Below are 25,030 nucleotides of genomic sequence, written 5' to 3' on the forward strand. Positions count from 1 at the left end.
GGTTGATGCAATTCAGTTGCGTCAGCCGGGGCGGCGGTTTGCGCCTATGATCGGCACTGGACCACCAAGCGGAGACCCCCATGCTGAATGACGCGAGCGCGCTGCTGTTCCCGAATTTCGAACCGTTCCGGCAGCAGGTCGGCGAAGTCGAGATCGCCGGGGTGCGGGGCGGCTCGGGGCCGCCGCTGCTGCTGTTGCACGGCCACCCGCAAAGCCACCTGATCTGGCACCGGGTGGCGCCCGCGCTGGCCGACCACTTCACGGTGATCGCCACCGACCTGCGCGGCTACGGCAGCAGTTCGGCGCCGCCGGGCAACGCCGGCCACGAGCGCTACAGCAAGCGCACCATGGCGCAGGACCAGGTCGCGCTGATGGCGGCGCTGGGCTACCGGCGCTTTGCGCTGTGCGGCCATGACCGCGGCGCGCGCGTCTCGCACCGGCTGTGCCTGGACCATCCCGAGGCGGTCAGCCGTGCCATGCTGCTCGACATCGCGCCCACGCTGGCCATGTACGAGCGCACCAGCATGGCGTTTGCCGCCGCCTACTGGCACTGGTTCTTCCTGATCCAGCCGGCGCCGTTCCCCGAGACGCTGATCAACGCCGAGCCGGATTTCTATATCCAGAAGCTGATGGGGCTGCGCCACGCCGGCCTGGCGGCGTTCGCCCCCGACGCGATGGCCGCCTACACCGCGGCGATGCGCGACCCGGCCCGCGTGCACGCCATGTGCGAAGACTACCGCGCCGCCGCCACCATCGACCTCGAGCACGATCGCGCCGACCGCGAGGCCGGGCGGCGCCTGGCGCTGCCGCTGCGCGTGCTGTGGGGCGAGCACGGCGTGGTGGCGCGCTGCTTCGAGCCGCTGGCGCTGTGGCAGGAAGTGGCCGCCGACGTGAGCGGGCGCGCGCTGCCCTGCGGCCATTACATCCCCGAGGAAGCCCCTGAACCGCTGCTGGAGGAAATGCTCGGTTTCTTCCGCTAGGCGGCGCCGGGTGTCGCCAACGCAGCCTTTTTGGGCGATTGCTGCCATATCTTCCCTGTTCCCCGCCATATGCCGCGGATTGCAGGCGGGTTAGCCCCTATACCTGCCTATTGTCTGCTGTTGTTAACATCAAGCCCCGCCCTTGCCGTTTGCGGCGGGGCAGCGGTGCCAGCCGGCATGGTCCAAGCGCGGCCAACGAGACTGCGCGAGGGCGCCCCCGAGCGGGCGCCGGGCCGGCGGCAACGCATTGCAGACGGGTATCACCGGGAACCAGGAGAAGAGAGCATGAAACGCGTGGCAAAGATGGTCGCGGCCGCTATGGCAGTCAGCGCGATGGGTGTGGCGACGGGCGCGTACGCCCAGGAATATCCGGGCAGCAAGCCGGTGACGGCGGTGGTGCCGTTTGCCGCGGGCGGGCCCACCGACAAGGTCTCGCGCGAACTGACCATGATCATGTCCAAGCACCTGGGCGCGACCATCGTGATCGAAAACCTCGGCGGTGCCGGCGGCACCATCGGCGCCAAGAAGGTGGTCCAGGCCAAGAACGATGGCCACACCGTGCTGATCCACCATATCGGCATGTCGACGGCCCCGGCGCTGTACCGCAACCTGGGCTTCGATCCGCTCAAGGATTTTGAAATGGTCGGCGAGATCGCCGATGTGCCGATGGTGCTGGTCGGCAACAAGTCGCTGCCGCCCAACACCTTCAAGGACCTGGTGCCGTACATCAAGGCCAACGCCAGCAAGCTGTCGCTGGCCAATGCCGGCATCGGCTCGGCCTCGCACCTGTGCGGCCTGCTGTTCCAGAGCGCGATCCAGACCGAGCTGACCACGGTGCCGTACAAGGGCACGGCGCCGGCGCTGACCGACATCCTGGGCGGCCAGGTCAACCTGATGTGCGACCAGACAACCAATATCGCCGGCCAGCTCAAGGCGGGCGCGCTCAAGCCGTACGCGGCCATGCAGTCGAAACGCGTGGAAGCCTTCAAGGACATCCCGACCGCCGCCGAGCAGGGCCTGCCGGGCGTCGAAGTCAAGATCTGGCACGCCATGTACGCACCCAAGGGTACGCCCAAGCCGGTGATCGACAAGCTGTCGGCGGCGCTGCAGAAATCGGTGGCCGACCCGGCCTTCCGTGCCAAGATGGCCGAGCTGGGCGCCGAGGCCGTGCCCGCGCAGCGCGCCACGCCGGATTCGCTGCGCACCTTCCTGGGCGCCGAAATCAACAAGTGGACCCCGGTCATCAAGAAGGCCGGCGTGTACGCGGACTGATGTAGCGGACTGCTCCGAAGGAGTGATTCATGCGGCGCGCTGGCCTGCTGGCCGGTGCGTCCCGCCCGAGGGCCATGCACTGCGCATGGCCCTTTTTGTTTCCGGATCGCCGCGACCAGCGCGGGCGGGCATCCTATATTGGTCAGACTGCCGCCGCCGGCGAGGTGTCGGGACAGGCCTTGAAACCGTGCGGGGGCGTCGCCAACTACGGTCCTGACATATTCACGGAAGCCACCATGGAACAGTATCACGGCACTACCATCGTCAGCGTCCGCCGCGGCAATCAGGTCGCGCTGGGCGGTGATGGTCAGGTCACGCTCGGCAATATCGTGATGAAGGGCACCGCGCGCAAGGTGCGCCGCATCTACAACGGCAAGGTGCTGGTCGGGTTTGCCGGCAGCACCGCCGACGCCTTCTCGCTGCTGGACCGCTTCGAGGCCAAGCTGGAGAAATACCAGGGCAACCTGACGCGCGCCGCGGTCGACCTCGCCAAGGACTGGCGCTCGGATCGCGCGCTGCGCCGGCTGGAAGCCATGCTGATCACCGCCGACCGCGACACCACGCTGGTCATCACCGGCAATGGCGACGTGCTCGACCCCGAGGGCGGCATCGCCGCGATCGGCTCGGGCGGCGCGTATGCGCAGTCGGCGGCCAAGGCGCTGGTGGAGAACACCGAGATGGCGCCGAAGGACGTGGTCGAAAAGGCGCTGACCATCGCCGGCGAGCTCTGCATCTACACCAACACCAATTTCGTCATCGAGACGCTGGAATAAGCCGCCGGCTACAGCGGGCGCCGGCTCCGGCCGGCGTACGCGCCCCCGCACCGCGCCCCAACTGAACGGATACCATGTCGCATACCATGACCCCGTCGGAAATCGTTTCCGAACTCGACAAGCACATCATCGGCCAGAACAAGGCCAAGAAGGCCGTGGCGGTGGCGCTGCGCAACCGCTGGCGCCGCCAGCAGGTGGCCGAGCCGCTGCGCCAGGAAATCACCCCCAAGAACATCCTGATGATCGGTCCGACCGGCGTCGGCAAGACCGAGATCGCACGGCGCCTGGCCAAGCTGGCCGACGCGCCCTTCATCAAGATCGAGGCGACCAAGTTCACCGAGGTGGGCTATGTCGGCCGCGACGTCGACACCATCGTGCGCGACCTCGCCGAGATGGCGATCAAGCAGACGCGCGAATCCGAGATGAAGAAGGTGCGCACCAAGGCCGAGGACGCCGCCGAAGACCGGCTGCTCGACGTGCTGCTGCCGCCGCCGCGCGATATCGGCTTCTCGCAGCCGGAAGAGAAGGATTCCAACACGCGCCAGGTGTTCCGCAAGAAGCTGCGCGAAGGCTTGCTCGACGACAAGGACATCGAGCTCGAGGTCGCCGCCGGCATGCCCAGCATGGACATCATGGGCCCGCCGGGCATGGAAGACATGACCGAGCAGATCCGCACCATGTTTGCGGGCCTGGGCCAGGGCAAGAAGGCGCGCCGCAAGATGAAGGTCAAGGAAGCGTTCAAGCTGCTGATCGACGAAGAGGCCGCCAAGCTGGTCAACGACGAGGAGCTCAAGCACAAGGCCATCGCCAATGTGGAGCAGAACGGCATCGTGTTCCTGGACGAGATCGACAAGATCGCCAGCCGCAGCGATATCGGCGGCGGCGAGGTGTCGCGCCAGGGCGTGCAGCGCGACCTGCTGCCGCTGGTCGAGGGCACCACGGTGAATACCAAGTACGGCATGATCAAGACCGACCACATCCTGTTCATTGCCTCGGGCGCGTTCCACCTGTCCAAGCCGAGCGACCTGATCCCCGAGCTGCAGGGCCGCTTCCCGATCCGCGTCGAGCTGGAATCGCTGTCGGTGCAGGACTTCGAGGCCATCCTGACGCAGACCGATGCGAGCCTGACCAAGCAGTACCAGGCGTTGCTGAACACGGAAGAGGTCAACCTGGTGTTCGCGCCGGACGGCATCCGCCGGCTCGCCGAGATTGCGTTCTCGGTCAACGAGAAGGTCGAGAACATCGGCGCGCGCCGGCTCTATACGGTGATGGAGCGGCTGCTGGAAGACCTGTCGTTCCACGCCAGCAAGTCGTCCGGCGAGACCGTGACCATCGACGCGGCGTACGTGGAAGAACGGCTGGGCGATCTCGCCGGCAACGAGGACCTGTCGCGCTACGTGCTGTAAGGCCGGCAGCCGGCCCAATCAAGGCGCACCGAGGTGCGCCTTTTTTCATGTCCGTGCGTTTCCACCTGCCACATCCCGGTAAGGCTCGTAAGCATTGGTAAGCCCGCTGGCCGGCGTCGCCGGGCGATGCGACCCTTGCGCACCTTGACGGTCGATTGACCGGTGCGGGAGCCACCGCATCCCCCCTCAACCACTGGCAGGAGAAATCACATGGTCCCTTACAAGACCCGCCGGGTCGTGCTCGCCACGGGCGGCCTGCTGGCTGCGCTGGCCGCCGCCACGGCCTTTCTTTGCGTCCGTCCGGCGATGCCGGCGGCCGCAGCCGCGCAATCGGGCACCCTCGGCGCGGCCGCCGCCGCGGCGGCGACGCTGGCGCTGGATTCGGGCGCGCTGTTCACGCTGGCGGACCGCCATGCCGGCGACGCCATGCGCATCGCCGACAGCGGCACGCCGCCGGACGGCGCCGAGGGCCTGGACTGGGACTACGTCCAGCTGCGCCTGTAAGCCGGCGCCATGCCCACGCCATGCCACGCCATGCAAAAGGCCGCGCACGTGCGCGGCCTTTTGCATGGTGGGGCCCGTGCCGCTTCAGCGTGAGACCGGCCGCTTGCCCAGCTTGCGCTGCAAGGTGCGCCGGTGCATGTTCAGCGCCCGCGCGGTGGCGGAGATATTGCCGCCGTGCTCGGCCAGCACGCGCTGGATATGTTCCCACTCCAGCCGCGCCACCGACAGCGGCACCGGTTCTTCCAGCGCGGCCTGCGCCGCGTCTTCCGATACGCCCGCCATCAGCGCGGTCAGGATCGAATCGACATTGGCCGGCTTGGCCAGGTATTCGTCGGCGCCTTGCTTGACCGCCGCCACCGCCGTGGCGATGCTGGCGTAGCCGGTCAGGATCAGGATGCGCGCGTCCGGCAGCGCCTGGCGCAGCGGCGCCACCAGCTGCAGCCCGGACTCTGCGGGGGCGGTGCTGCCGGCCTCGGGCGGCGGCTCCAGGTGCAGGTCCAGCGTGACGTAGGCAAAGTCGGTGCGCGCCGCCAGCGCCAGCGCGGTGCGGCCGTCGTGCGCCACCGCCACGGCATAGCCGCGGCGCGTCAGCGCGCGCGCCAGCGTGCCGGCAAAGACTTCGTCGTCGTCGATCACCAGGAAGGGTGTGCCAGCCGGTGCGGTGGCTTCGGGTACCGGGGTGAGAGGTTCGGTCATGGGTGGGAAGGTACGGCGGCGGCGGCCGCCGATGCGAACAGCGTGGACAGTGCGGGCAGGCGCAGTTCGGCGACGGTGCCGCCGCCCGGGCGGTCATGCCAGGCGAGCTCGCCGCCCATCTGCCGGGCGGCGCTTTGCGCCAGGTACAGGCCGATGCCCTGGCCTCCGTGCTGGCTGGCCACCGGGGTCTCGCCGAGCTGGCCGCGCAGCGCTTCGGGAATGCCGTCGCCGTGGTCGGCGACGCGGAACGACAGCCACGGCGCGGTGTTGCCCGGGGCCATGGCGATCTGCAGCTGCAGCGGCTGCGCGCCGCGTCCGGCGGCCTGCTGGCTGCGCGCGGCGTTGTCCAGCAGGATGGTCAGGATCTGGCCCACGCGCGCGGTTTCCACCGCCTGCGCGCCGGCACCCGGAGTGGCCACGGCCTGCAGGCTGGCATTGGGATGGCGCAGCTGCCAGCGCTCGGCGAAGGCCGGCAGCCAGCCGTCGATGCGCTGCGGCGCCAGCGTGGCCGGGTCTTCGCGCAGCCGCGCCAGCGTCGAGCGGCACAGCGCCAGCTGCTGCTCCATGGTTTGCAGGTCGGGCAGGTAGCCGCTGATGGCGGCCGCGCCGCGGCCGGCGTCGGAGGCATCGGCGCGCAGCTCGCCGGCAATCACCGCCAGCGTCGCCAGCGGCGTGCCGATCTCGTGCGCGACCGCGGCGGCCTGGCCGTTCAGGTCTTCGACGCGCGCTTCGCGCAGCAATTGCTCGCGCGCCAGGTTCAGCTGCGCCTCGCGCTGGCGCAGCACGCCCGACAGGCGCGCCACGAACAGCGCGATCATCACCGCGCTGGCGACAAAGTTCAGCCACATGCCGGCCAGGTGGTAGGTGACCGCGTTGTCCGGGTTGTGCAGGTCCAGCGGCACGTATTCGATCAGCAGCACCGTGTAGCAGGCCAGCGCGTACAGCGCCAGCGCGATCACCTGGCGCCACGGCAGGATGGCGGCGGCGATGGCCAGCCCCGGCAGGTAGAACGAGACGAACGGGTTGGTGGCGCCGCCGGTGTAGAACAGGATCGCCGACAGCGCGGTCAGGTCGACCAGCAGCTGGCCCATCAGCTCGGCCTCGCCGGGCGCGCTGTTGCGCCGCGTGTGCTGGCGCAGCCGCAGGCCGGTAAGCAGGTTGAACAGCGCCTGCAGCCCCAGCACCACCAGCAGCGGCGTGTAGGGCAGGCGGATGCCGGCAATCGGCTCGCACACCAGCACGGTCAGCGCCTGTCCGCCCAGCAGCGCCCAGCGCAGCCAGAACAGCCGGCGCAGCGTCACCTGGCCATGGCGCGCCGAACTGCCGGCCGGCAGCGGCGACAGGAACGGAAAGTCAGGCAGGCGGGTCATGGCGGGGGCGGGGCGCATGGCGCGAGTGTATCAATGCCGCCGCGGGGCGCCGGCGCGTGCGACACCTTGCCGCATTGGCGCGCCGCCGTGGCGGCTGCCAGACTGGCTGGTTGCGCGGTCGAGCGCGCGTGCCTGGCGGCCACGCCGGCCACATGCAGCAGGGCGGTCCTCGCCATGGTCTAATGTCTGCTTTCAGGAGAGCCTTTGATGCAAGCCAAATTCCGTCCGGCCACGCTGGCCGCACCCTTCGCCCTGGCCGCCGCGCTGGCATCGGGCGCCGCGCTGGCCCAGGTCGATGTCAGCAACGCCTGGGTGCGCGGCACGGTGCCGACCCAGACCGCTTCCGGCGCCTTCATGGTGCTGCACGCGCACGATAACGCGAAGCTGGTCGGCGTCTCGTCGCCGGTGGCGGCGGCCGAGCTGCATGAGATGAAGATGGAAGGCAACGTGATGCGCATGCGCCAGATCAAGTCGCTGGACCTGCCCAGGATGCAGAACGTCGAACTGAAGCCGGGCGGCTACCACGTGATGCTGATGGACCTGAAGGCGCAGCTCAAGCCCGGCGATACCGTGCCCCTCACGCTGAAGATCGAGCAGGGCGGCAAGGTGGTCGAGCAGAAGGTCACGGCCGAAGTGCGCAGCATGGTGCCGGCTGCCGCCGGCGGCGGCCATGCCGGCCACGGCGACCACAAGCACTGAGCGGCTGACCTGACGAGCGCTCGGGCGCGCGGCCGTCAGCCGCGCAGGCTGATCGGCTCGTCCGCTTCCTGGCTTGCCGCCGCCGCCAGCACCCGCTCGCGCAGCCAGGCGTGGGCGGGATCGGCCTCGGTGCGCTCGTGCCAGATCATGCTGAAGGTGAAGTCGTCCAGCGCGAACGGCGGCGCGAACACGGCGTAGCGCGGGTCGTCCTCGAGCGCGGCCAGGCTGCGCCGCGCGGTGGTCAGCACCAGGTTGGTCCCGGCGATCAGCGCCGGCGCCACGCTCCAGTGCGGCACCACGCAGGCGATCTTGCGCCGCCCGCCCAGCTTGGCCACGGCGGTGTCGATCGCATCCATGCGTTCGCTGTGCGTGGCCACCAGCACGTGCGAGCGCGCCAGGTAGGCCACCTGGTCGAGCCGGCCGGTATCGCGCACGGTGGCGGCATCGACCGCGCAGGCATAGCTTTCACGGAACAGCTCGGCCGACTGCACGCCCTCGGGCTGGTGGCTGAACACTCCCAGCGCCATGTCGATCTCGCCGTCGGCCACCTGCGCGGTCATGCCTTCGCGGCTGGCCTGCGACACCACCAGGTCGATATTGGGGGCGGCCTTGCGCACCGCGCGCAGCAGGCGCGGCAGCACCACCAGCGCGCCGTAGTCGGACATCGCCAGCCGGAAGCTGCGCCGCGCGGTGGCCGGCTGAAAGCCGCTCGGCCCCAGCAGGATGCGCACCTGCGCCAGCGCCTCGGCCAGCGGGCCGGACAGCTCGTGGGCGCGCGCGCTCAGCACCAGCCCGCCCTTGCCGCGCACCAGGATGGGGTCGTCGAGCAGCTGCCGCAGGCGCCCGAGCGCATGGCTGACCGCCGGCTGGCTCAGGTGCAGCCGCAGCGCGGCGCGGGAGATATGGCGCTCCGCCAGCAGCGCTTCCAGCACCACCAGCAGGTTGAGGTCGATTCCGCGTAGGCTATTCATTCGGCGAATATTAAACGTACGAAAGCAGAATTGGAAATTCGCAAAGCGATATTTCAAACTGCTGGCATCGCATCTTGCCCGATGGAGCGCGCCATGTCAGGCACCCAGCTGTCGTTTTCGATCCCGTCATCGCTCTGGCTGCCGCTTGGCACCGCCGTGCTGGCCGGTGCCGCGATCCCGTTCCAGGCCGGCGCCAACGCCACGCTCGGGCGCCTGCTCGGCCATCCGCTGTCCGCGACGCTGGTATCTCTGCTGGTGAGCCTGGTGGCGCTGCTGCCCGTGCTGTGGCTGATGCGGGTGCCGCTGCCGTCGCCGGCGGCGCTGGCCCAGGCGCCGGCCTGGCTCTGGGGCGGCGGGGTGCTGGGAGTGTTCTATATCTCCGCCGCGCTGATCATGGCGCCCCGGCTGGGCGCCGCCGGCTTCATTGCCGCGGTGGTGGCGGGACAGGTGCTGGCCGCGTTGCTGGTGGACCAGTTCGGCCTGGCCGGGTTTGCGGTGCGCGCGCTGACGCCGGCGCGGCTGGCCGGCGCCGCGCTGATCGTGGCCGGGATGCTGGCGATGCAGTGGGACAGCGGGGCGGCGCGTCAGCCGGCCGCCGGATCGGGTGCTGAATCGGGTGCTGAACCGGGCGCCGGATCGGGTACGGAACCGGGGGTGAAATCCGGCGCCTGACCCGCCTGTCGCCGGGCCGCCAGGCAGGCCGGACACAGGCAGTGCTGGCCCGGCACGATCTGCCGCGCCGGCAGCAGCGGCTGGCTGGCGCACCAGCACTCGGGAAGTCCCGCCACGTAGCCGCAGACAAAGCCGGCGCCGCAGCGGCTGCAATGTTCGACCGGGCGCAACTGTCCGGCCAGCACCGCGGCGGCGTCGCTCATGGCTGTCTCCGCGGTGCTGGCGGGATGGACAGATTTCGGTCGGGCGGGCGGCGGATGATGGCGGGCATGATGGCAAGGATTCGGGAACACTGCGCCGCGGCACCGGCCAAATCGCTGAGAAGCGGGCCGCGCAGCGCGCCGAGAGCGGCGCGCCTGTTGCATGGACGGAACGCACCGGTGCCCCGCAGGCCGCTTGCGGCCGGTTCGCCGCGTTGCGTTGGGCCGGCGCGCTTTCGCCCCGCGCGGTTTCTTGTAAAATCGGCGCCTGCCGTGGCCGGATGGCGCACTTTCGGGCGATCCCCGTGGGCGATCCGTCGGGCTTCCCCCCGGGGACGCGGCCGCTTAGCCATCATACCTGTTGATTCTCACGGATGTCCCCCATGAACGCCGACAACCCCGGGCCTGCCGCAACCACGGTGGCCGCCATTGCTCCCGCGCTGAAAGCCGAGATTCTCGCCGAGGCCCTGCCGTATATCCGCAAGTTCCACGGCAAGACCATCGTGGTGAAGTACGGCGGCAATGCCATGACCGAAGAAAAGCTCAAGCACGGCTTCGCGCGCGACGTGATCCTGCTGAAGCTGGTCGGCATGAACCCGGTGGTGGTGCACGGCGGCGGCCCGCAGATCGACGAGGCGCTGAAGAAGGTCGGCAAGGTCGGCACCTTCGTGCAGGGCATGCGCGTCACCGACGAAGAGACCATGGAAGTGGTCGAGTGGGTGCTGGGCGGTGAAGTCCAGCAGGACATCGTGATGCTGATCAACCAGTACGGCGGCCAGGCCGTCGGCCTGACCGGCAAGGACGGCGGCCTGATCCGCGCCAAGCGCCTGCAGATGCCCGACCGCGAGAACCCGGGCGCGTTCATCGACATCGGCTACGTCGGCGACATCGAGGCGATCAACCCGGCGGTGGTCAAGGCGCTGCAGGACGACGCCTTCATCCCGGTGATCTCGCCGATCGGCTTCTCCGACGACGGCCAGGCCTACAACATCAACGCCGACGTGGTCGCCGGCAAGATGGCCGAGATCCTCAAGGCCGAGAAGCTGGTGATGATGACCAACATCCCGGGCGTGATGGACAAGAAGGGCAACCTGCTGACCGACCTGTCCGCGCGCGAGATCGAAGAGCTGTTCGCCGACGGCACCATCTCGGGCGGCATGCTGCCGAAGATCTCGTCGGCGCTGGACGCGGCCAAGAGCGGCGTCCATTCGGTGCACATCATCGACGGGCGCATCGAGCATTCGCTGCTGCTGGAAATCCTGACCGAGCAGGCGTTCGGCACCATGATCCGCTCGCACTGAGCGGAGCCCCGGGGCGGCGCCGGCCACGTCCGGCCGCCCCGGCATATCCCACCACCCTCCGAGTTGTCCGGCGTGCCTTCCAGTCTTCCCTCACCGCGCCGTGTCCGCGCACGCCTGCGCCGCCGCCCCGCGGGCGATACCTCGGGCGGCACGGTCTGGCTGTTCGATCTCGACAACACGCTGCACGACGCCTCGCACGCGATCTTCCCGGCGATCAACCGGCTGATGACCGCCTACGTGGCGCGCGTGCTCGGCTGCGACGAGGCCACCGCCAGCCGCGTGCGCGTCGACTACTGGCAGCGCTATGGCGCCACGCTGCTCGGCATGATCCGCCACCACGGCGTCGACCCGGCGGATTTCCTGCGCGCCGCGCATGAATTCCCGGCGCTGGCCGACATGGTGCGGGTCCGGCGCGGGCTGGCCGCGCACCTGCGGCGCCTGCCGGGGCGCAAGATCCTGGTTACCAACGCGCCGCAGGACTACGCCCGCGCGGTGCTGGAGATCGCCGGCATCCGCCATTGCTTCGAACGCGTGGTGGCGATCGAGCAGATGTGGGTGCACGGCCACCTGCGGCCCAAGCCGGACCGCCGCATGCTGCGCCGGCTGCTGGCGCAGCTGCGCATCGCGCCGCAGCGCGCGGTGCTGGTGGAAGACACCGTGTCGCATCTCAAGCGCTACGCCGGCATTGGCATCCGCACCGCGTGGGTGACCGGCTACCTGCGCACGGTCGCGCCTTCGCGCCCCCATGTGGTGCCCGCCGCGCCCGCCGCCGCACATGACGACGGCAGCCGGCGCGACGCCGCGGTGCGCTCGACGCTGCAGGCCGAGGACCGCCGCCACGCCGGCCACGCCGTGCAGGAGCGCTCGGTGACGCTGGTGGCCGCCGAAACCCAGGCGCCGCAGGCGCAGCCCGGCAACGTGCCGCGCGTGCGAGCGCGGGTGCCGAACCGGCCGGCCTATGTGGACATAAAAGTACAATCGATGCATCAACTCCAACGACGAATGCGGAGAACCGGGTCATGACGCAAAGCAACGGGCGCGAACCAGAGGCGGTCATCACGGGCAGCGCGCAGGACGCCGACCAGCAGCCCGCGCTGCCGGCGCGCAAGCGCCCGCGCCCGGGCGAGCGCCGCGTGCAGATCCTGCAGACGCTGGCGACCATGCTGGAGCACCCTCGCGGGGAGAAGATCACCACCGCGGCGCTGGCGGCGCGCCTGAGCGTTTCCGAGGCGGCGCTGTACCGGCATTTCGCCAGCAAGGCGCAGATGTACGAGGGGCTGATCGGCTTTATCGAGCAGACCGTGTTCGGCCTGATCAACCAGATCACCGACAAGGAAGAGCACGGCCTGCGCCAGGCGCACGCGATCGTGCGCATGCTGCTGTCGTTCGCGGAAAAGAACCCCGGCATGACGCGCGTGCTGACCGGCGAGGCCCTGGTGGGCGAGCACGAACGGCTGCAGGAGCGCATCAATCAGGTGGTGGACCGCATCGAGGCTTCGCTGCGCCAGTGCCTGAAGGTGGCGGTGACCCAGGCCGCGTTCCCGGCGGATGCCGATATCCCCGCGCGCGCCGCGCTGATCATGGCGGCGGTGCAGGGCCAGTGGCACCGCTATGCCAAGAGCGGTTTCCGCAAGTCGCCGTCGGACCATGCCGAGGCGCATCTGCGCGTGCTGCTGGGCTGAATGCAACCTGTCGGGCCGATTGCTCTATAATTGCCCGGTCGCGCCGATTTGATGACTGGCTTGCGGGCGCGCGGCAGCCACGGACAAGGGTCCGCAAGGCTTGCCACTATAAATGCGGCTAAAGAGGTTGGGTCGGCGCCCCATGCCACCACGGCAGTGGATGGCGCCGGCACGCGGAATCCCGCAAGGAATCCAGCGAATCCCGACTTGGCTGCGACGCTTGATACGCAAATGCCGGTCGGGTTTTTTTATGCCCGTTCGCCACGGGCCGGATTCCATGACTGATGTCGCCCTGCCGACCGCCGCGCCTGCCGCGTTCGACCTGCCGCCAGATTCGGTCGGCGTGGTCGCGCCGCAGCGCATGCACTTCGCCGAGCCGCTGAAGCTGCGCAACGGCTCGTCCATCGCCGGCTACGACCTGATGGTCGAGACCTACGGCACGCTCAACGCGGCCCGTTCCAATGCGGTGCTGGTGTGCCACGCGCTGAACGCCTCGCACCATGTCGCCGGGGTCTATGCCGAAGACCCGCGCGACGTGGGCTGGTGGGACAACATGGTCGGTCCCGGCAAGCCGCTCGATACCAACCGCTTCTTCGTCATCGGCATCAACAACCTGGGCTCGTGCTTCGGCTCGACCGGGCCGATGAGCCTGAACCCGGCCACCGGCGCGCCTTATGGCGCGGCGTTCCCGGTGGTCACGGTGGAGGACTGGGTCAATGCGCAGGCGCGCGTGGCCGACGCGTTCGGCATCGCGCAGTTTGCCGCGGTGATGGGCGGCAGCCTGGGCGGCATGCAGGCGGTGGCCTGGAGCCTGATGTACCCGGACCGGCTGCGCCACTGCATCGTGATCGCGTCCACGCCCAAGCTGTCGGCGCAGAACATCGCCTTCAACGAAGTGGCGCGCAGCGCGATCCTGTCGGACCCCGACTTCCACGGCGGCAACTACTACGCGCACGGGGTCAAGCCCAAGCGCGGACTGCGCGTGGCACGGATGATCGGCCATATCACCTACCTGTCGGACGAAGACATGGCCGAGAAATTCGGCCGCGAGCTCAAGAGCGAAGACATCCGCTTCTCGTTCGACGTCGAGTTCCAGGTCGAAAGCTACCTGCGCTACCAGGGCGACAAGTTCGCCGAGTACTTCGACGCCAACACCTACCTGCTGATCACGCGCGCGCTCGACTATTTCGATCCCGCGCTGGCGCACGGCGGCGACCTGACGCGCGCGATGGCGCAGACGCAGGCCAGCTTCCTGGTGGCCAGCTTCGGCACCGACTGGCGCTTTGCGCCCAGCCGCAGCCGCGAGCTGGTCAAGGCGCTGCTGGACAACAAGCGCCCGGTCTCGTACGCCGAGATCGACGCGCCGCACGGCCACGACGCCTTCCTGCTCGACGACCCGCGCTATCACAACCTGATGCGCGCCTACTACGACCGCATCGCGGAGGAGATCGGCGCATGAACGCCCTGGCCAATCCCAATATCCTGGCGCTGCGCCCCGACTTCCGCGCCATCGCGCGCTGGATCGAACCGAATTCCACCGTGCTCGACCTGGGCTGCGGCGACGGCAGCCTGCTGCGCGTGCTGCAGGACGAGCTCGACGTGCAGGCCTACGGCATCGAGATCCGCGACGAAGGCGTGCTGGCCTGCGCGCAGAAGGGCGTGCATGTCATCCAGCAGAACCTGGAAGGCGGGCTGGCGCTGTTCGAGGACAAGAGCTTCGACACGGTGATCCTGTCGCAGACGCTGCAGACCATCCACAACACCGCGCAGGTGCTGCGCGACACGCTGCGGGTGGGGCGCGAGTGCATCGTCTCGTTCCCCAACTTCGGCTACTGGCCGCACCGGCTGTCGGTGTTCCGCGGGCGCATGCCGGTGTCGGAATCGCTGCCTTACCAGTGGTACAACACGCCCAACGTGCGCGTGCTGACCATCAGCGATTTCGAGGCGCTGGCGCCCAAGGTCGGCCTGCGCGTGATCGACCGCGTCGTGATGCACGAGGGCGTGACCGTCAGCTGGGGCGTCAACTGGCGCGGCAGCCTGGCGGTGTACCGGGTCTGCGCAGCCTGAGCGGCGGCGCCTAGGCCGGCAGCGCGCCGGCCTGGTACTGCGCCGCGAATTCCGCCGATGGCGGGATCGGCTTGATGATGTCGATCAGCACGCCGTTGGGATCGGCGGTAATGAAATGCCGCTGGCCGAAGGCTTCGTCGCGCAGCGGCTGCAGGATCGGCAGCCCGGCCGCGCGCAGGCGCTCATGCAGGGCGTCCGGGTCTTCCACCTCGAAGTTCAGCAGCAATCCCTGCGCACGCTGGCCACGGGCCGGCGCGGGGATGGTCGCGTGGCTGCCGTCGAGCACGGCGAGGTTGACCGACGGCTGGTCCGCCAGCTGCAGATGGACATACCAGTCGCTGGCGAACAAGGCCGTGAAGCCGAAATGTCGCTGGTAAAACGCGGCCGACCCCGCCACGTCGGTGGTCATGATGACGGGGTAATAGCTGGTGACTTTCATGGGCGACTCCTCGTTTCAAAAACATGCAGGCTGTATGTATTTAGAAGAATAAGATACAGGCTGCATGTTTGCAAGGAAACCGAAGCGTGGCCCGAACCAACCGCGAACGTACCGAAGCCACCCGCCAGGCGCTGACGGATGCCGCGCGCGCGCTCTTTGTCAGCCGCGGCTACGCCGACACGTCCACGCCTGACGTCTGCGCCGCCGCCGGCATCACGCGCGGTGCGCTGTACCACCACTTTGCCGACAAGCGCGACCTGTTCCGCCACGTGCTGGCCGAGGAAGCGGCGGCCGTCGCCGCCGACATCGAAGCCGCCACGCCGGCGGGGCAGGATCCTGCCGAAGCGCTGCTCGGCGGCGCGCAGGCATACCTTCAGGCGATGACGGTGCCCGGCCGTACCCGCCTGCTGCTGGTGGAAGGCCCGGCGGTGCTGGGATTGCGCGAGATGCTGGCCCTCGACGAGGCCAACGCGGCCCGCACGCTGCGCGACGGGCTGGAGGCCGCGGGCGTGGACGCAGGCGGCGTGGCGCCGCTGCTGTCGGCGGCCTTCGACCGTGCCGCGCTGGAGATCGAGGCCGGCGCCGATGCCACCCGCGTGCGCGACGCGATGCTGTGGCTGCTGCGCCGTGTGCTCGGGCAAGGCGGGGACAGGGCCCGGGGACCGGCGGCTTCCTAGCGCGGCGCGTCGCCGGCGCTGCCGGCCAGATGGTCGACAAAGGCCCGGACCTTGGGCGGCACGTGCCGCGTCGGCGTGTACACGGCGTACGCCGTGCCGATGTAGGGCTCGAGGATGTCCCAATCGCTCAGCACGGTGACGACCCGGCCCCGCTCCAGCGCATCGCCCAGCGAGAAATCCGGCACCAGCCCGATGCCGGCATCGCGCTCGACCATGCTCATGATCGCCAGGCTGTTGTTCAGCGTCAGGCGCGGCGGGATGCGCACCTCCACCTTGTCGCCGCCGGCCCGGTGGCGCAGCGTCCAGCGCTCGCCGAAATTGCCGTAGCCCAGGTACAGGCAGCGGGCCGCCGGCAGGTCGGCGGGCGTGGCCGGCGCGCCGTGGCGGGCCAGGTAAGCGGGGGAGGCCACCAGCCGGTAGCGCACCTCGCGCAGCGGGCGCGCCGCGAGGCCGGGGGCCAGTTCACGCGCGATGCGCACGGCCACGTCGAGGCCCTCTTCGACCAGGTCGACCATGCGGTCGGCCAGCGTCAGCTGCAGGTCCAGTCCCGGGTATTTCGCCAGCAACGCCGGCAGCCGCGGCGCCAGCCACGCTTGCCCGAACGAGACCGGCGCGCTCACGCGCAGCACGCCGTGCGGCGCGCCGCCATGCTCGCCGGCCAGCGCGGTGACCTCGCGCGCGGCGGCGGTCATGCGCGCGCAGGCGGCATAGACCGACTGGCCCAACTCGGTCAGTGCGAACGCGCGCGTGGTCCGCTGCAGCAGGCTCGCGCCGAGCCGGGCCTCGAGCCGGGAGACATGGCGGCTGACCGCCGACGGCGTCATGCCGAGGTCTTGCGCGGCCGCCGAGAAGCTGCCGCACTCGACTACGCGCGCAAACACCGCCATCGCATTGAGTGGCGTATCCAGCATGGCGAATCTCCTGTCTTTGACCTCTAGTCAAATACTAATTGAGTCATGGCTGTATTGTTGACTTCCGTGACGGGTGGAACAATGCGGCCATTGGCTAAACCGGAGTTCCTCATGCCTTCGCAACAATCCCGGCCGGGCGGCACCTGGCGCATGGCCGCCGCCATGGTGCTGTCGGGCACCATCGGCTGGTTCGTGGTGACCAGCGGCCAGCCGCCGCTGGATGTGGTGTTCTTCCGCTGCCTGTTCGGCGGCGCCGCGCTGCTGGGCGTGCTGACCCTGCAGCGCGGCTGGGTGCGCATGACCCGCGCGCAGGCCGGCTGGCTGGCGCTGGGCGGCGTCACGCTGGTGCTCAACTGGCTGGCGCTGTTCTCGGCGTATGCGTACAGCGGCATCGCCATCGCCACGGTGGTCTACCACACCCAGCCGTTCTTCCTGCTGTTGCTGACGTCGGTGCTGCAGCGCGAGCCGTTCCCGTTCGCGCGGCTGCCATGGCTGGTGCTGGCCTTCGCCGGCGTCATGCTGATCACCGGGCTCGAGCACGGCGGCGGGGGCGCGTCGATGCTGGCCGGCATCGGCCTTGGCCTGCTGGCGGCACTGCTGTACGCCGTGACGACGCTGGCCACGCGGCGGTTGCAGGCGATCCCGCCAGGCCAGATCGCGGGGCTGCAGATGGTGCTGGGCGTGCTGATGCTGGCACCGCTGGCACATCCGGCGGCGGGCACATATAGCGGCGGCACCTGGGCGGCGCTGCTGGCGCTGGGGCTGGTGCATACCGGCGTGATGTACACGCTGTTGTATGGCGCCTTCCAGCGGCTGTCGGTGGTGTCGATCGCGACGCTGTCGTTCATCTACCCGCTGGTGGCGATCGTGATCGACGTGATGGTGTTCGGCGTGGTGCTGGGGCCGCTGCAGGTGGCCGGCATGGCGCTGGTGCTGCTGGGCGTGGTGGCCAACCAGCTTGGCTGGGCGCTGCCGTTGCGGCGGCGGGCGCAGGGGTGATGCAGAGGACGCGGCTTGGTTTGGGCGGGCGAACGGTCGCGCTTGACCGGAACGCTGACTACGGTTAGTGTAGGCAGCTAAAGCGAACGATCGTTCTATTCCAACGAAACCAGCCTGCTTCCGCCATGTCCACTGCGCCCCAGATCCACGCCGCCGCTGCCGCGAGCGCGCTCCATCCCTTCGACGACGCGCTGGCACTGGTGCCGGCCGGCGAGCACCGCTTCCAGGGCCGCACCACGCCGGCGTACTGGAACATGATCGGTCCGTTTGGCGGCATCACCGCCGCCACGCTGCTGCAGGCGGCGATAAACCATCCGCAGCGCGTGGGCGAGCCGGTGTCGCTGACCGTCAACTTTGCCGGGCCGATCGCCGAGGGGCCGTTCGAGATCGAGGCGCGTCCGGTCCGCACCAACCGCTCGACCCAGCACTGGATACTGGAACTGCGCCAGGGCGATGCCGTCGCCACCACCGCCACCGCGATGTTTGCGCTGCGGCGCGACACCTGGGCCTGCGGCGAGGCGGTGATGCCGGAGGTGCCGGCTGCCGACGCGCTGCCGCCCATGGGCGGGTTTGCGCCGGTGCGCTGGCTCAAGGCTTACGACATGCGGCCGGTGCGCGGCGCCAAGCCCACCGCCGAGGCCGGCACCGAACACCCGGACAGCCTGACCCAGTTCTGGCTGCGCGACGCGCCGGCGCGCACGCCGGACTTTGCCGCGGTGGCGGCGTGGGCCGACAGCTTCTACCCGCGCATCTTCCTCAAGCGCGCGGGCTTCGTGCCGGCCGGCACGGTGTCGATGACCACGTATTTCCACGCCGACGCGGCCACGCTGGCCGCGCTGGGCGACAGCCATGTGCTCGCCAGCGCGCAGGCGCAGGTGTTCCGGCAGGGCTTCTTCGACCAGCGCGCGCAGCTGTGGAGCGCCGCGGGCGAGCTGATCGCCAGCTCGCACCAGATCGTCTACTACAAGGAATAGTTTCGGGCCGTTCAGGCCACCGCTTCGCGCGCCTGGGCCTCGTAGCGGTGCACGGTGTGGCGCATCGCCCAGAGCAGCATCACGCCGGGCAGCGCCACCGCCACGGTGCCGAGATAGAACGGCGCCCAGCCCCAGGCCTCGACCATATAGCCCGAGGTGGGCCCCACGTAGACCCGGCCCACCGACGCCAGCGCCGACAGCAGCGCGTACTGCGTGGCCGAGAACGAGCGGTTGCACAGCGTCATCAGCAGCGCGACGAAGGCCGCCGTGCCCATGCCGCCGCACAGGTTCTCGACCGCGATGGTCGCGCCCATGGTCCACAGGTGCGGCGGGGTCACCGCCAGGATCCAGTAGCCCAGGTTCGACACGGCCTGCAGCACGCCGAACAGCATCAGCGAGCGGTACAGGCCCAGCCGCACCATCAGCGTGCCGCCAAACAGCGCGCCAAGGATGGTGGCGGCCAGCCCCAGCGTCTTGTTGACGATGCCGACCTCGCCCGCGGAAAAGCCGGCACCGCGGATCAGGAAGGTGGTCGACAGGCTGCCGGCGAAGGCGTCGCCAAGCTTGTACAGCACGATCAGCAGCAATAGCCACCAGGCCCCCGGACGCGCGAAGAAGTCGCGCAGCGGGCCCACCACCGCCTCTTCCAGCGAGCGCGGCGCGCGCGCGGGCACGTCCGGCTCCGGCGCCCACAGCAGCGTCAGGATGCCCACGCCCATCAGCGCCGCCATCAGCAGGTAGGTCTGCTGCCAGCCCAGCACGCGGTCCGCCAGCCACAGCGCCAGGCCGCCCGAGACCAGCATCGCCAGCCGGTAGCCCAGCACCTTGACCGCGGCGCCGGCGCCGCGCTCGGGCGGGCGCAGCACGTCGGTGCTGTAGGCGTCGAAGACGATGTCCTGCGAGGCCGACAGGAATGCCACCAGCGTGGCCAGCGCCGCCAGCATCCACAGTCCCTGCTGCGGCGGGCAGAACGCCATGCCGGCGATGCCCAGCACCAGCCCGACCTGCGTCAGCAGCAGCCAGCCGCGCCGGCGTCCCATCAGCGGCGGCGTGTAGCGGTCCATCAGCGGCGCCCACAGGAACTTGAAGATATAGGCCTGGCCCACCAGCGAGAAAAAGCCGATGGTCTTGATATCGAGCCCTTCGACCGTCATCCACGCCTGCAAGGTGCCCGAAGTCAGCGCCAGCGGCAGGCCGGAGGCAAAGCCCAGCATCAGCATGGCGCCGATGCGGCGGTTGCGGAAGATATCGAGATAGGTCTGGAAATTCATGGATGGGGCAGCGGTGTGCCGCCCGCGCGGCTGCGCGGGCGCCGTGTATTATTGCACCACCTGTTTGCCCACTCCGCTTGCGCCCAAGGAATCGCACATGCTTCGCCGCCTGCAAGGTGTTCAGCGTCCCTCCCGACTGCGGCTGGTCCGCGCGCTGGCGCTGGCCGCGGCCGTGCTGCCGCTCGGCTGGAGCCTGCCGGCGCCGGCGCAGCCGCAGGACCCCGGCGCCGGCGGCATCCGCCTCAACCCCGGCGGCTCCGCGGTGCGCAACATCGTGCCCGCCGAGGTGATCGAGCAGCAGGCCGTGCAGGAGTACGAGCAGCTCAAGCAGGAGGCCATCGCCAAGCGCGCCCTGGCACCCGACAATCATCCGCAGCTGGTGCGCCTGCGCGCCATCGGCAAGCGCCTGCTGCCGCAGACCGCGCGCTGGAACGAGCGCGCGCGGCAATGGCAGTGGGAAATCAACCTGATCGGCTCGAAGCAGGTCAATGCGTTCTGCATGCCGGGCGGCAAGATCGCGGTCTATACCGGGCTGCTCGACCAGCTCAAGCTGACCGACGACGAAGTCGCCATGGTGATGGGGCACGAGATCGCCCACGCGTTGCAGGAGCACGCGCGCGAGCGCGCCGCCAAGTCCGAGATCACCAACCTGGGTGCCAACGTGATCTCGCAGCTGTTCGGCTTCGGCAACCTCGGCAATATGGCGTTGGGCACGGGCGCGCACCTGCTGACGCTGCGCTTTTCACGCTCGGACGAGTCCGAGGCGGACCTGATCGGCATGGACATCGCCGCGCGCGCCGGCTACGATCCGCGCGCGGCGGTGTCGCTGTGGCAGAAGATGGGCAAGGTCTCGCAGTCCGGGGCCGAGTTCCTGTCGACCCATCCGTCCGGGCGCAGCCGCATCGCCGACCTGCAAAAGCATCTGCCCGAGGTGCTGCCGCTGTACGCGCGCGCGCTCCACACCACGGTCGACAAGCTGCCGCCTTACCGCCCTAATGTGGCCGGACTGGGCGATGCGCCGGTGGATGCCGGCGACGAGGACCGGCAAAAGCCGCTGAAGCGCTGAACGGCGTTTTGGCGCCCCGCGCCGCCTTCGGGGCATCGCCTCGATGGCTTGAAACCGGCGCCGGGACAATGCGACAACCTCAGGGGGACCCGCATGAGCCTGAACCGCATGAGCCCGTCGGAGCGGCGGGCCGCATATATGCTGATCTTCGCCGGCTGCGAGGCCGAGCCGGACCGCTTTACCAGCGATCTGCCGGTCAGCTCCGAAGTCTGGCTGCTGTATGCGTCCGGCGAATCGTTCGAGGTGCCGCGCGGCTTGCTGCTGACGCCGCACCACGACGCCGGCATTGCCGCGCTGCGCGCCGCGGTGCTGCGGCGCCTGCCGGCGCTGGCCGGGCCCGCAGCGGACCACGAAGGCCAGCGCTTTCTTGCCGCCAACGAATCGCACCTGCTGGCGCAGATCGACTTCTTCGACATGCTGCGCCTGCTGCCGCTCACTGCCTGGTGGCAGCGCGAGGTGCGCGTGCCGATGGCCGGCATCAAATGGACGCCCGCCGCGCGCCGGGCGCTGGCGCTGAGCCTGACCGGCGATGCCCTGGTGCGCTGGCTGGGCGAGTCGGTGCTGGCCCATGTCGGCAGCGAGGCGGCGCTGGCCCGCTTCAAGGACATCGGCTACACCGCGGCGCGTACCCGCTTCGGCGGCCTCGCCGCCCCCGCCGGGCAGGCGCTGGGGCGGCTGGTCAATGTCGCCGCGCAGTACGTCGCGTTGACGCTGCTGGGGCTGAGCGACGACAGCTTCCCGCCCGGCGGCCTGGCGCAGCGCGTCACGCAGGCCAGCCGCCGGGTGCTGGAGACGCTGTGGGACTGCCTGCAGGACGATCACGTGGAAGCGGCCGCGCCGGCAGCCGGCATGGCCACGGGGGTGGCTGGCGCCGATGCCGCCGAAGCCGCTGCCATCGCGCCGCTATGGCGTATCTCCGTGAACCGGCCGGCCGAGCATGCGGTGTTCGCCTCGCGCAAGACCGTCAAGGCCGATGCGGCGATCCGCGTGTTCGATACCGGCGGCCAGGGCGTGTGCTGGGCGGTGATCGATTCCGGCATCGATGCGCGCCATCCGGCCTTCTTCGACCCGCTCAAGCTGGACGGCCCGCTGCCGCTGCGCGACGGGCTGATCGCGCCGCGCCTGTCGCGCGTGGCCAGGACGCTGGATTTCACGCGCCTGTCGGCGATCACCAGCGGCCGCCTGCCGCCCATGCCCAAGGACAAGCGCGGGCCCGGCGAGGCGGAACTGCGGCAGCGCATCGCCGCGATTGCCGATGACCTGGCGCACGGCCGCATCATCGACTGGTCCGTGATCGAGCCCCTGCTGGAAATCCGCCACGACGATCCGGCGCAATACGTGGCTCCCGGCGGCAGCCATGGCACGCATGTGGCGGGCATCATCGGCGCCGGCTGGCCATCGTCGGCCTACCTGGCGCGGCCGGATCCCATGCCGCTGCCGCCCGAGCTGGTGGAAGCCGGCGATGTCAGCGGCATCTGCCCGCGCATCGAACTGCTCGACCTGCGCATTTTCGATGCGCAGGGCAGGGGCGACGAGTTCGGCATCCTGGGGGCGCTGCAGTACGTGCGCTGGCTCAACCAGAGCCGCGACCGGCAGTCGGTGCATGGCATCAACCTGAGCGTGGCGTTGCGCCACGACGTGCGCAGCTACGCCTGCGGCAGCACGCCGGTGTGCGTCGAGTGCGACCGCCTGGTGGCCAGCGGCGTGATCGTGGTGGCGGCAGCCGGCAACTACGGCTACGACGAGGCCTACGCCGCCGAACACATGGGCGCGGGCTTCCGCGGCCAGACCATCACCGATCCCGGCAATGCGCGCGCCGTGATCACGGTCGGTGCGACCCATCGCACCGATCCCTACCGCTTCGGCATCTCCTACTTTTCCAGCCACGGGCCCACCGGCGATGGCCGCATCAAGCCCGACCTGGTCGCGCCCGGGGAGAAGATCACCTCGACCGTGCCCGGCGGCACGCTGGCATCGATGGATGGCACCAGCATGGCCGCACCGCATGTGTCCGGGGTCGCGGCGCTGCTGCTGTCGCGCAACAATGAGCTGATGGGCCAGCCCGAGACCGTCAAGACCATCCTGTGCGCCGCGGCGACGGACCTGGGGCGCGAGCGCGCCTTCCAGGGTGCCGGGCTGGTCGACGCGCTGCGCGCGCTGCAGCGCGTGTAGGCCGCGGCGGCCAGCTCAACAAAAAAGCCGGCAATTGCCGGCTTTTCTCATGTGTGCGGAGCAGAAACCTCAGGCGCGCAGTCCGCTGGCCTCGTCGGCACCCACATGCACGTTCATGCATTGCACCGCCGCGCCGGCCGCGCCCTTGCCCAGGTTGTCCAGGCGCGCCACCAGGTTCAGGCGCTCGGCATTGCCGAACACGAACAGGTCGACGCGGTTGGTGTCGTTGTTGGCCTGCACATCGAAGAAGCCGCGGTCGAGGTTGTCGGCGCTGTCGTACGGCATCACGCGCACGAACTGCTCGCCTTCATAGTGCTGGCGATAGATCTCGACGATCTGCTCGGGGCTGACCTTGCGCGCCAGCCGCTCGGCGAACACGGGCACCGTCACCGCCAGGCCCTTGAGGAAATTGCCGACGATGGGGTTGAAGATCGGCGCCTGCGCCAGCCCGGCCTGCACGCGCATTTCCGGCAGGTGCTTGTGCTCCAGGCCCAGTGCGTACGGACGCGGGCTGTTCAGCTTCGGGTTACCACCGGCCTCGAACTCGGCAATCATCGACTTGCCGCCGCCGCTGTAGCCGGTCAGCGAGAACGCCGACAGCGGGTAGTCGGCCGGCAGCACGCCGGCATCCACCAGCGGGCGCACCGCCAGCACGAAGGCGCTGGCGTGGCAGCCCGGCACCGCGATGCGCTTGCTGGCGCGGATCTTGTCGCGCTGGCCGCGCGCCAGTTCGGGCAGGCCATAGGCCCAGTTGTCGGCAGTGCGGAACGCCGTGCTGGCGTCGATCACGCAGGTGTCCGGGTTGGTCACCAGCGACACCGCCTCGCGCGAGGCCACGTCGGGCAGGCACAGGAAGGCGACATCGGCGGCGTTCAGGAAGCGTGCTCGTTCGGCCGGGTCCTTGCGCTTGTCTTCGGCAATGCGCAGCAGTTCCACGTCGGCACGACCGGAAAGATAGTCGAGCAGCCGGAGACCGGTGGTGCCTTCCTGACCATCGACGAACACTTTGAAAACCATGGCTGACTCGCTCTTTGAAATGCGGGAATGCGAAACCTCTCCTGCCAGGCGCAGGGGCGAACCCGCATTGTAGCGGGGATGGGGGCCTGTCGCAGGGGTTTGTACCGATTGGAGTCTTGCGCCTTGGCACAGTTCGCGGCTTGCGGGATTTAACCTAGTAGGTTAGTTTACATGGAGAAGGGGACGGCGCATTACCCGTTGAGGCATGTGAAAGCGCTGTTGCTGGCGGGCAAGATGAAAATGACGTTTGCCGCGTATTCCCATGCGGCGATGATGGGCCTGCGATGGCTTGGGGTTCGCGACATCCTGGTCCGGCTCGAGCCGGGGGACTTCTACAAAAGCATGACAACGTATGAAGACCACCGGGTCTGGCAGGACGTCTACCGGCCTGTCACGCCGCATGGCGCCTTGTATGTGAAGCTTACCGTGACCGATGAGGTGCTGGTCGTTTCCTTCAAGCCAAGGTAGCACCCCAGCGAACAGCCAGAGGAGGCAAGATGAAGTGTCCCGAGTGCGGTGGCGCGGAACTGGTGGCCGGAATGCGAGACATGCCCTATACGTACCGCGGTGAGACCACGGTGATTCCCAATGTGCCAGGGCAATGGTGCCCCAACTGCGGCGAAGGTGTGCTGCCCCGTGACAGCGACTGGGTGAGCGATGCCATGCTGGCCTTCAACAGGCAGGTCAATGCCGCCCTGGTCGATCCGGCCTTTATCACCGAAGTCCGCAAGAAGCTCCGCCTGGACCAGCGCGAGGCCGCCGAAATCTTTGGCGGCGGCGTCAATGCGTTCTCGCGCTACGAAACCGGCCGGACCAAGCCGCCGCTGGCACTGATCAAGCTACTGAAGCTGCTTGACCGCCACCCTGAACTTCTCGATGAAGTCCGGGCGGCGTGAGGGCTTACCGCTGAG

General features: G+C 69.2%; 27 protein-coding genes. 19 read left to right on the forward strand and 8 right to left on the reverse strand.

Going from position 1 to position 25,030, the window contains the following annotated elements; all coding sequences use genetic code 11:
- The first annotated feature begins 80 nt into the window (after nucleotides 1-80).
- The 5 genes from LIN44_RS00760 to LIN44_RS00780 all read left to right on the forward strand — a co-directional run bounded on the left by LIN44_RS00760 (nucleotide 81) and on the right by LIN44_RS00780 (nucleotide 4,935).
- Nucleotides 81-980 carry an alpha/beta fold hydrolase gene (locus LIN44_RS00760; protein WP_227313132.1) on the forward strand — a complete coding sequence of 300 codons (900 nt, stop codon included), beginning with the start codon at nucleotides 81-83 and terminating at the stop codon, nucleotides 978-980.
- Between the two features lie 285 nt (nucleotides 981-1,265).
- Entirely contained in the window at nucleotides 1,266-2,252 is a 987-nt protein-coding gene (locus LIN44_RS00765) for a tripartite tricarboxylate transporter substrate-binding protein (protein WP_227313133.1), read from the forward strand.
- Between the two features lie 236 nt (nucleotides 2,253-2,488).
- Entirely contained in the window at nucleotides 2,489-3,025 is a 537-nt protein-coding gene (hslV, locus tag LIN44_RS00770) for an ATP-dependent protease subunit HslV (protein ID WP_010813287.1), read from the forward strand.
- Between the two features lie 74 nt (nucleotides 3,026-3,099).
- Nucleotides 3,100-4,431 carry an ATP-dependent protease ATPase subunit HslU gene (gene hslU, locus LIN44_RS00775; protein WP_227313134.1) on the forward strand — a complete coding sequence of 444 codons (1,332 nt, stop codon included), beginning with the start codon at nucleotides 3,100-3,102 and terminating at the stop codon, nucleotides 4,429-4,431.
- A 210-nt stretch (nucleotides 4,432-4,641) separates the two neighbouring features.
- Nucleotides 4,642-4,935 (forward strand): hypothetical protein, encoded by a 294-nt coding sequence (locus tag LIN44_RS00780; protein ID WP_227313135.1) that lies wholly within the window; start codon nucleotides 4,642-4,644, stop codon nucleotides 4,933-4,935.
- Nucleotides 4,936-5,019: 84 nt separating this feature from the next.
- Here LIN44_RS00780 and LIN44_RS00785 read toward each other — a convergent pair whose 3' ends face one another.
- Both LIN44_RS00785 and LIN44_RS00790 read right to left on the reverse strand, forming a co-directional pair.
- Nucleotides 5,020-5,631 carry a response regulator transcription factor gene (locus LIN44_RS00785; RefSeq protein ID WP_115679153.1) on the reverse strand — a complete coding sequence of 204 codons (612 nt, stop codon included), beginning with the start codon at nucleotides 5,629-5,631 and terminating at the stop codon, nucleotides 5,020-5,022.
- Nucleotides 5,628-7,019 carry an ATP-binding protein gene (locus LIN44_RS00790; RefSeq protein ID WP_227313136.1) on the reverse strand — a complete coding sequence of 464 codons (1,392 nt, stop codon included), beginning with the start codon at nucleotides 7,017-7,019 and terminating at the stop codon, nucleotides 5,628-5,630. Before LIN44_RS00790 ends, LIN44_RS00785 begins: the two co-directional genes overlap by 4 nt.
- Before the next feature lie 189 nt (nucleotides 7,020-7,208).
- Between LIN44_RS00790 and LIN44_RS00795 the strand changes: the two genes are divergently transcribed.
- Complete coding sequence (locus LIN44_RS00795) at nucleotides 7,209-7,700, forward strand: copper chaperone PCu(A)C (protein ID WP_227313137.1); 492 nt, start codon at nucleotides 7,209-7,211, stop codon at nucleotides 7,698-7,700.
- Nucleotides 7,701-7,735: 35 nt separating this feature from the next.
- On the opposite strand, the gene LIN44_RS00800 is transcribed toward LIN44_RS00795, so the two are convergent.
- Complete coding sequence (locus tag LIN44_RS00800; RefSeq protein WP_227313138.1) at nucleotides 7,736-8,671, reverse strand: LysR family transcriptional regulator; 936 nt, start codon at nucleotides 8,669-8,671, stop codon at nucleotides 7,736-7,738.
- Between the two features lie 93 nt (nucleotides 8,672-8,764).
- Here LIN44_RS00800 and LIN44_RS00805 point away from each other — a divergent pair, with 93 nt between their 5' ends.
- The gene (locus LIN44_RS00805; protein ID WP_227313139.1) at nucleotides 8,765-9,343 is read left to right on the forward strand and encodes a DMT family transporter; all 579 of its coding nucleotides are present in this window, start codon (nucleotides 8,765-8,767) and stop codon (nucleotides 9,341-9,343) included.
- Here the strand turns inward: LIN44_RS00805 and LIN44_RS00810 are convergent.
- Nucleotides 9,256-9,546 carry a cysteine-rich CWC family protein gene (locus LIN44_RS00810; RefSeq protein ID WP_227313140.1) on the reverse strand — a complete coding sequence of 97 codons (291 nt, stop codon included), beginning with the start codon at nucleotides 9,544-9,546 and terminating at the stop codon, nucleotides 9,256-9,258. The two genes, LIN44_RS00805 and LIN44_RS00810, sit on opposite strands and share 88 nt — an antisense overlap.
- A gap of 380 nt (nucleotides 9,547-9,926) precedes the next feature.
- Between LIN44_RS00810 and argB the strand changes: the two genes are divergently transcribed.
- The 5 genes from argB (at nucleotide 9,927) to metW (ending at nucleotide 14,593) form a co-directional block, all read left to right on the forward strand.
- The gene (argB, locus tag LIN44_RS00815) at nucleotides 9,927-10,844 is read left to right on the forward strand and encodes an acetylglutamate kinase (protein WP_010813296.1); all 918 of its coding nucleotides are present in this window, start codon (nucleotides 9,927-9,929) and stop codon (nucleotides 10,842-10,844) included.
- A 72-nt stretch (nucleotides 10,845-10,916) separates the two neighbouring features.
- Nucleotides 10,917-11,867, forward strand: coding sequence for a pyrimidine 5'-nucleotidase (locus tag LIN44_RS00820; RefSeq protein WP_227313141.1), 951 nt, complete (start codon nucleotides 10,917-10,919; stop codon nucleotides 11,865-11,867).
- Nucleotides 11,864-12,526, forward strand: coding sequence for a nucleoid occlusion factor SlmA (gene slmA, locus LIN44_RS00825; RefSeq protein ID WP_112777343.1), 663 nt, complete (start codon nucleotides 11,864-11,866; stop codon nucleotides 12,524-12,526). The genes LIN44_RS00820 and slmA overlap by 4 nt, the downstream gene beginning before the upstream one ends.
- 277 nt (nucleotides 12,527-12,803) lie before the next feature.
- A complete protein-coding gene (locus LIN44_RS00830) occupies nucleotides 12,804-13,985 on the forward strand; it encodes a homoserine O-acetyltransferase (RefSeq protein ID WP_227313142.1) in 1,182 nt (393 codons plus the stop codon).
- Nucleotides 13,982-14,593, forward strand: coding sequence for a methionine biosynthesis protein MetW (metW, locus tag LIN44_RS00835; protein ID WP_012351496.1), 612 nt, complete (start codon nucleotides 13,982-13,984; stop codon nucleotides 14,591-14,593). Before LIN44_RS00830 ends, metW begins: the two co-directional genes overlap by 4 nt.
- A gap of 10 nt (nucleotides 14,594-14,603) precedes the next feature.
- Here metW and LIN44_RS00840 read toward each other — a convergent pair whose 3' ends face one another.
- Entirely contained in the window at nucleotides 14,604-15,032 is a 429-nt protein-coding gene (locus LIN44_RS00840) for a VOC family protein (RefSeq protein WP_227313143.1), read from the reverse strand.
- A gap of 86 nt (nucleotides 15,033-15,118) precedes the next feature.
- On the opposite strand from LIN44_RS00840, the gene LIN44_RS00845 reads away from it, so the two are divergent.
- Nucleotides 15,119-15,709 carry a TetR/AcrR family transcriptional regulator gene (locus LIN44_RS00845; protein WP_227313144.1) on the forward strand — a complete coding sequence of 197 codons (591 nt, stop codon included), beginning with the start codon at nucleotides 15,119-15,121 and terminating at the stop codon, nucleotides 15,707-15,709.
- Here the strand turns inward: LIN44_RS00845 and LIN44_RS00850 are convergent.
- Nucleotides 15,706-16,620, reverse strand: coding sequence for a LysR family transcriptional regulator (locus LIN44_RS00850; RefSeq protein ID WP_227313145.1), 915 nt, complete (start codon nucleotides 16,618-16,620; stop codon nucleotides 15,706-15,708). The genes LIN44_RS00845 and LIN44_RS00850 overlap by 4 nt on opposite strands.
- 111 nt (nucleotides 16,621-16,731) lie before the next feature.
- On the opposite strand from LIN44_RS00850, the gene LIN44_RS00855 reads away from it, so the two are divergent.
- Both LIN44_RS00855 and LIN44_RS00860 read left to right on the forward strand, forming a co-directional pair.
- Nucleotides 16,732-17,619, forward strand: coding sequence for a DMT family transporter (locus tag LIN44_RS00855; protein WP_227313146.1), 888 nt, complete (start codon nucleotides 16,732-16,734; stop codon nucleotides 17,617-17,619).
- Nucleotides 17,620-17,744: 125 nt separating this feature from the next.
- The gene (locus tag LIN44_RS00860; protein ID WP_227313147.1) at nucleotides 17,745-18,593 is read left to right on the forward strand and encodes an acyl-CoA thioesterase II; all 849 of its coding nucleotides are present in this window, start codon (nucleotides 17,745-17,747) and stop codon (nucleotides 18,591-18,593) included.
- 11 nt (nucleotides 18,594-18,604) lie between these two features.
- Here LIN44_RS00860 and LIN44_RS00865 read toward each other — a convergent pair whose 3' ends face one another.
- Nucleotides 18,605-19,864, reverse strand: a complete 1,260-nt coding sequence (locus LIN44_RS00865) for a muropeptide transporter (protein ID WP_227313148.1) — start codon at nucleotides 19,862-19,864, stop codon at nucleotides 18,605-18,607.
- A gap of 97 nt (nucleotides 19,865-19,961) precedes the next feature.
- Here LIN44_RS00865 and LIN44_RS00870 point away from each other — a divergent pair, with 97 nt between their 5' ends.
- Both LIN44_RS00870 and LIN44_RS00875 read left to right on the forward strand, forming a co-directional pair.
- Entirely contained in the window at nucleotides 19,962-20,930 is a 969-nt protein-coding gene (locus LIN44_RS00870; protein ID WP_227313149.1) for a M48 family metallopeptidase, read from the forward strand.
- 93 nt (nucleotides 20,931-21,023) lie between these two features.
- Nucleotides 21,024-23,102, forward strand: coding sequence for a S8 family peptidase (locus LIN44_RS00875; RefSeq protein WP_227313150.1), 2,079 nt, complete (start codon nucleotides 21,024-21,026; stop codon nucleotides 23,100-23,102).
- Nucleotides 23,103-23,171: 69 nt separating this feature from the next.
- Here the strand turns inward: LIN44_RS00875 and argC are convergent, their stop codons facing one another.
- The gene (gene argC / locus LIN44_RS00880) at nucleotides 23,172-24,119 is read right to left on the reverse strand and encodes an N-acetyl-gamma-glutamyl-phosphate reductase (RefSeq protein ID WP_227313151.1); all 948 of its coding nucleotides are present in this window, start codon (nucleotides 24,117-24,119) and stop codon (nucleotides 23,172-23,174) included.
- Between the two features lie 171 nt (nucleotides 24,120-24,290).
- Here argC and LIN44_RS00885 point away from each other — a divergent pair, with 171 nt between their 5' ends.
- Together LIN44_RS00885 and LIN44_RS00890 are read left to right on the forward strand one after the other, a co-directional pair.
- Entirely contained in the window at nucleotides 24,291-24,587 is a 297-nt protein-coding gene (locus tag LIN44_RS00885) for a type II toxin-antitoxin system MqsR family toxin (protein ID WP_227313152.1), read from the forward strand.
- A 29-nt stretch (nucleotides 24,588-24,616) separates the two neighbouring features.
- The gene (locus LIN44_RS00890) at nucleotides 24,617-25,015 is read left to right on the forward strand and encodes a type II TA system antitoxin MqsA family protein (RefSeq protein ID WP_227313153.1); all 399 of its coding nucleotides are present in this window, start codon (nucleotides 24,617-24,619) and stop codon (nucleotides 25,013-25,015) included.
- Nucleotides 25,016-25,030: the final 15 nt, after the last annotated feature.

Source organism: Cupriavidus sp. MP-37 (assembly GCF_020618415.1).
In the GTDB taxonomy this organism is placed as follows: Bacteria; Pseudomonadota; Gammaproteobacteria; order Burkholderiales; family Burkholderiaceae; genus Cupriavidus.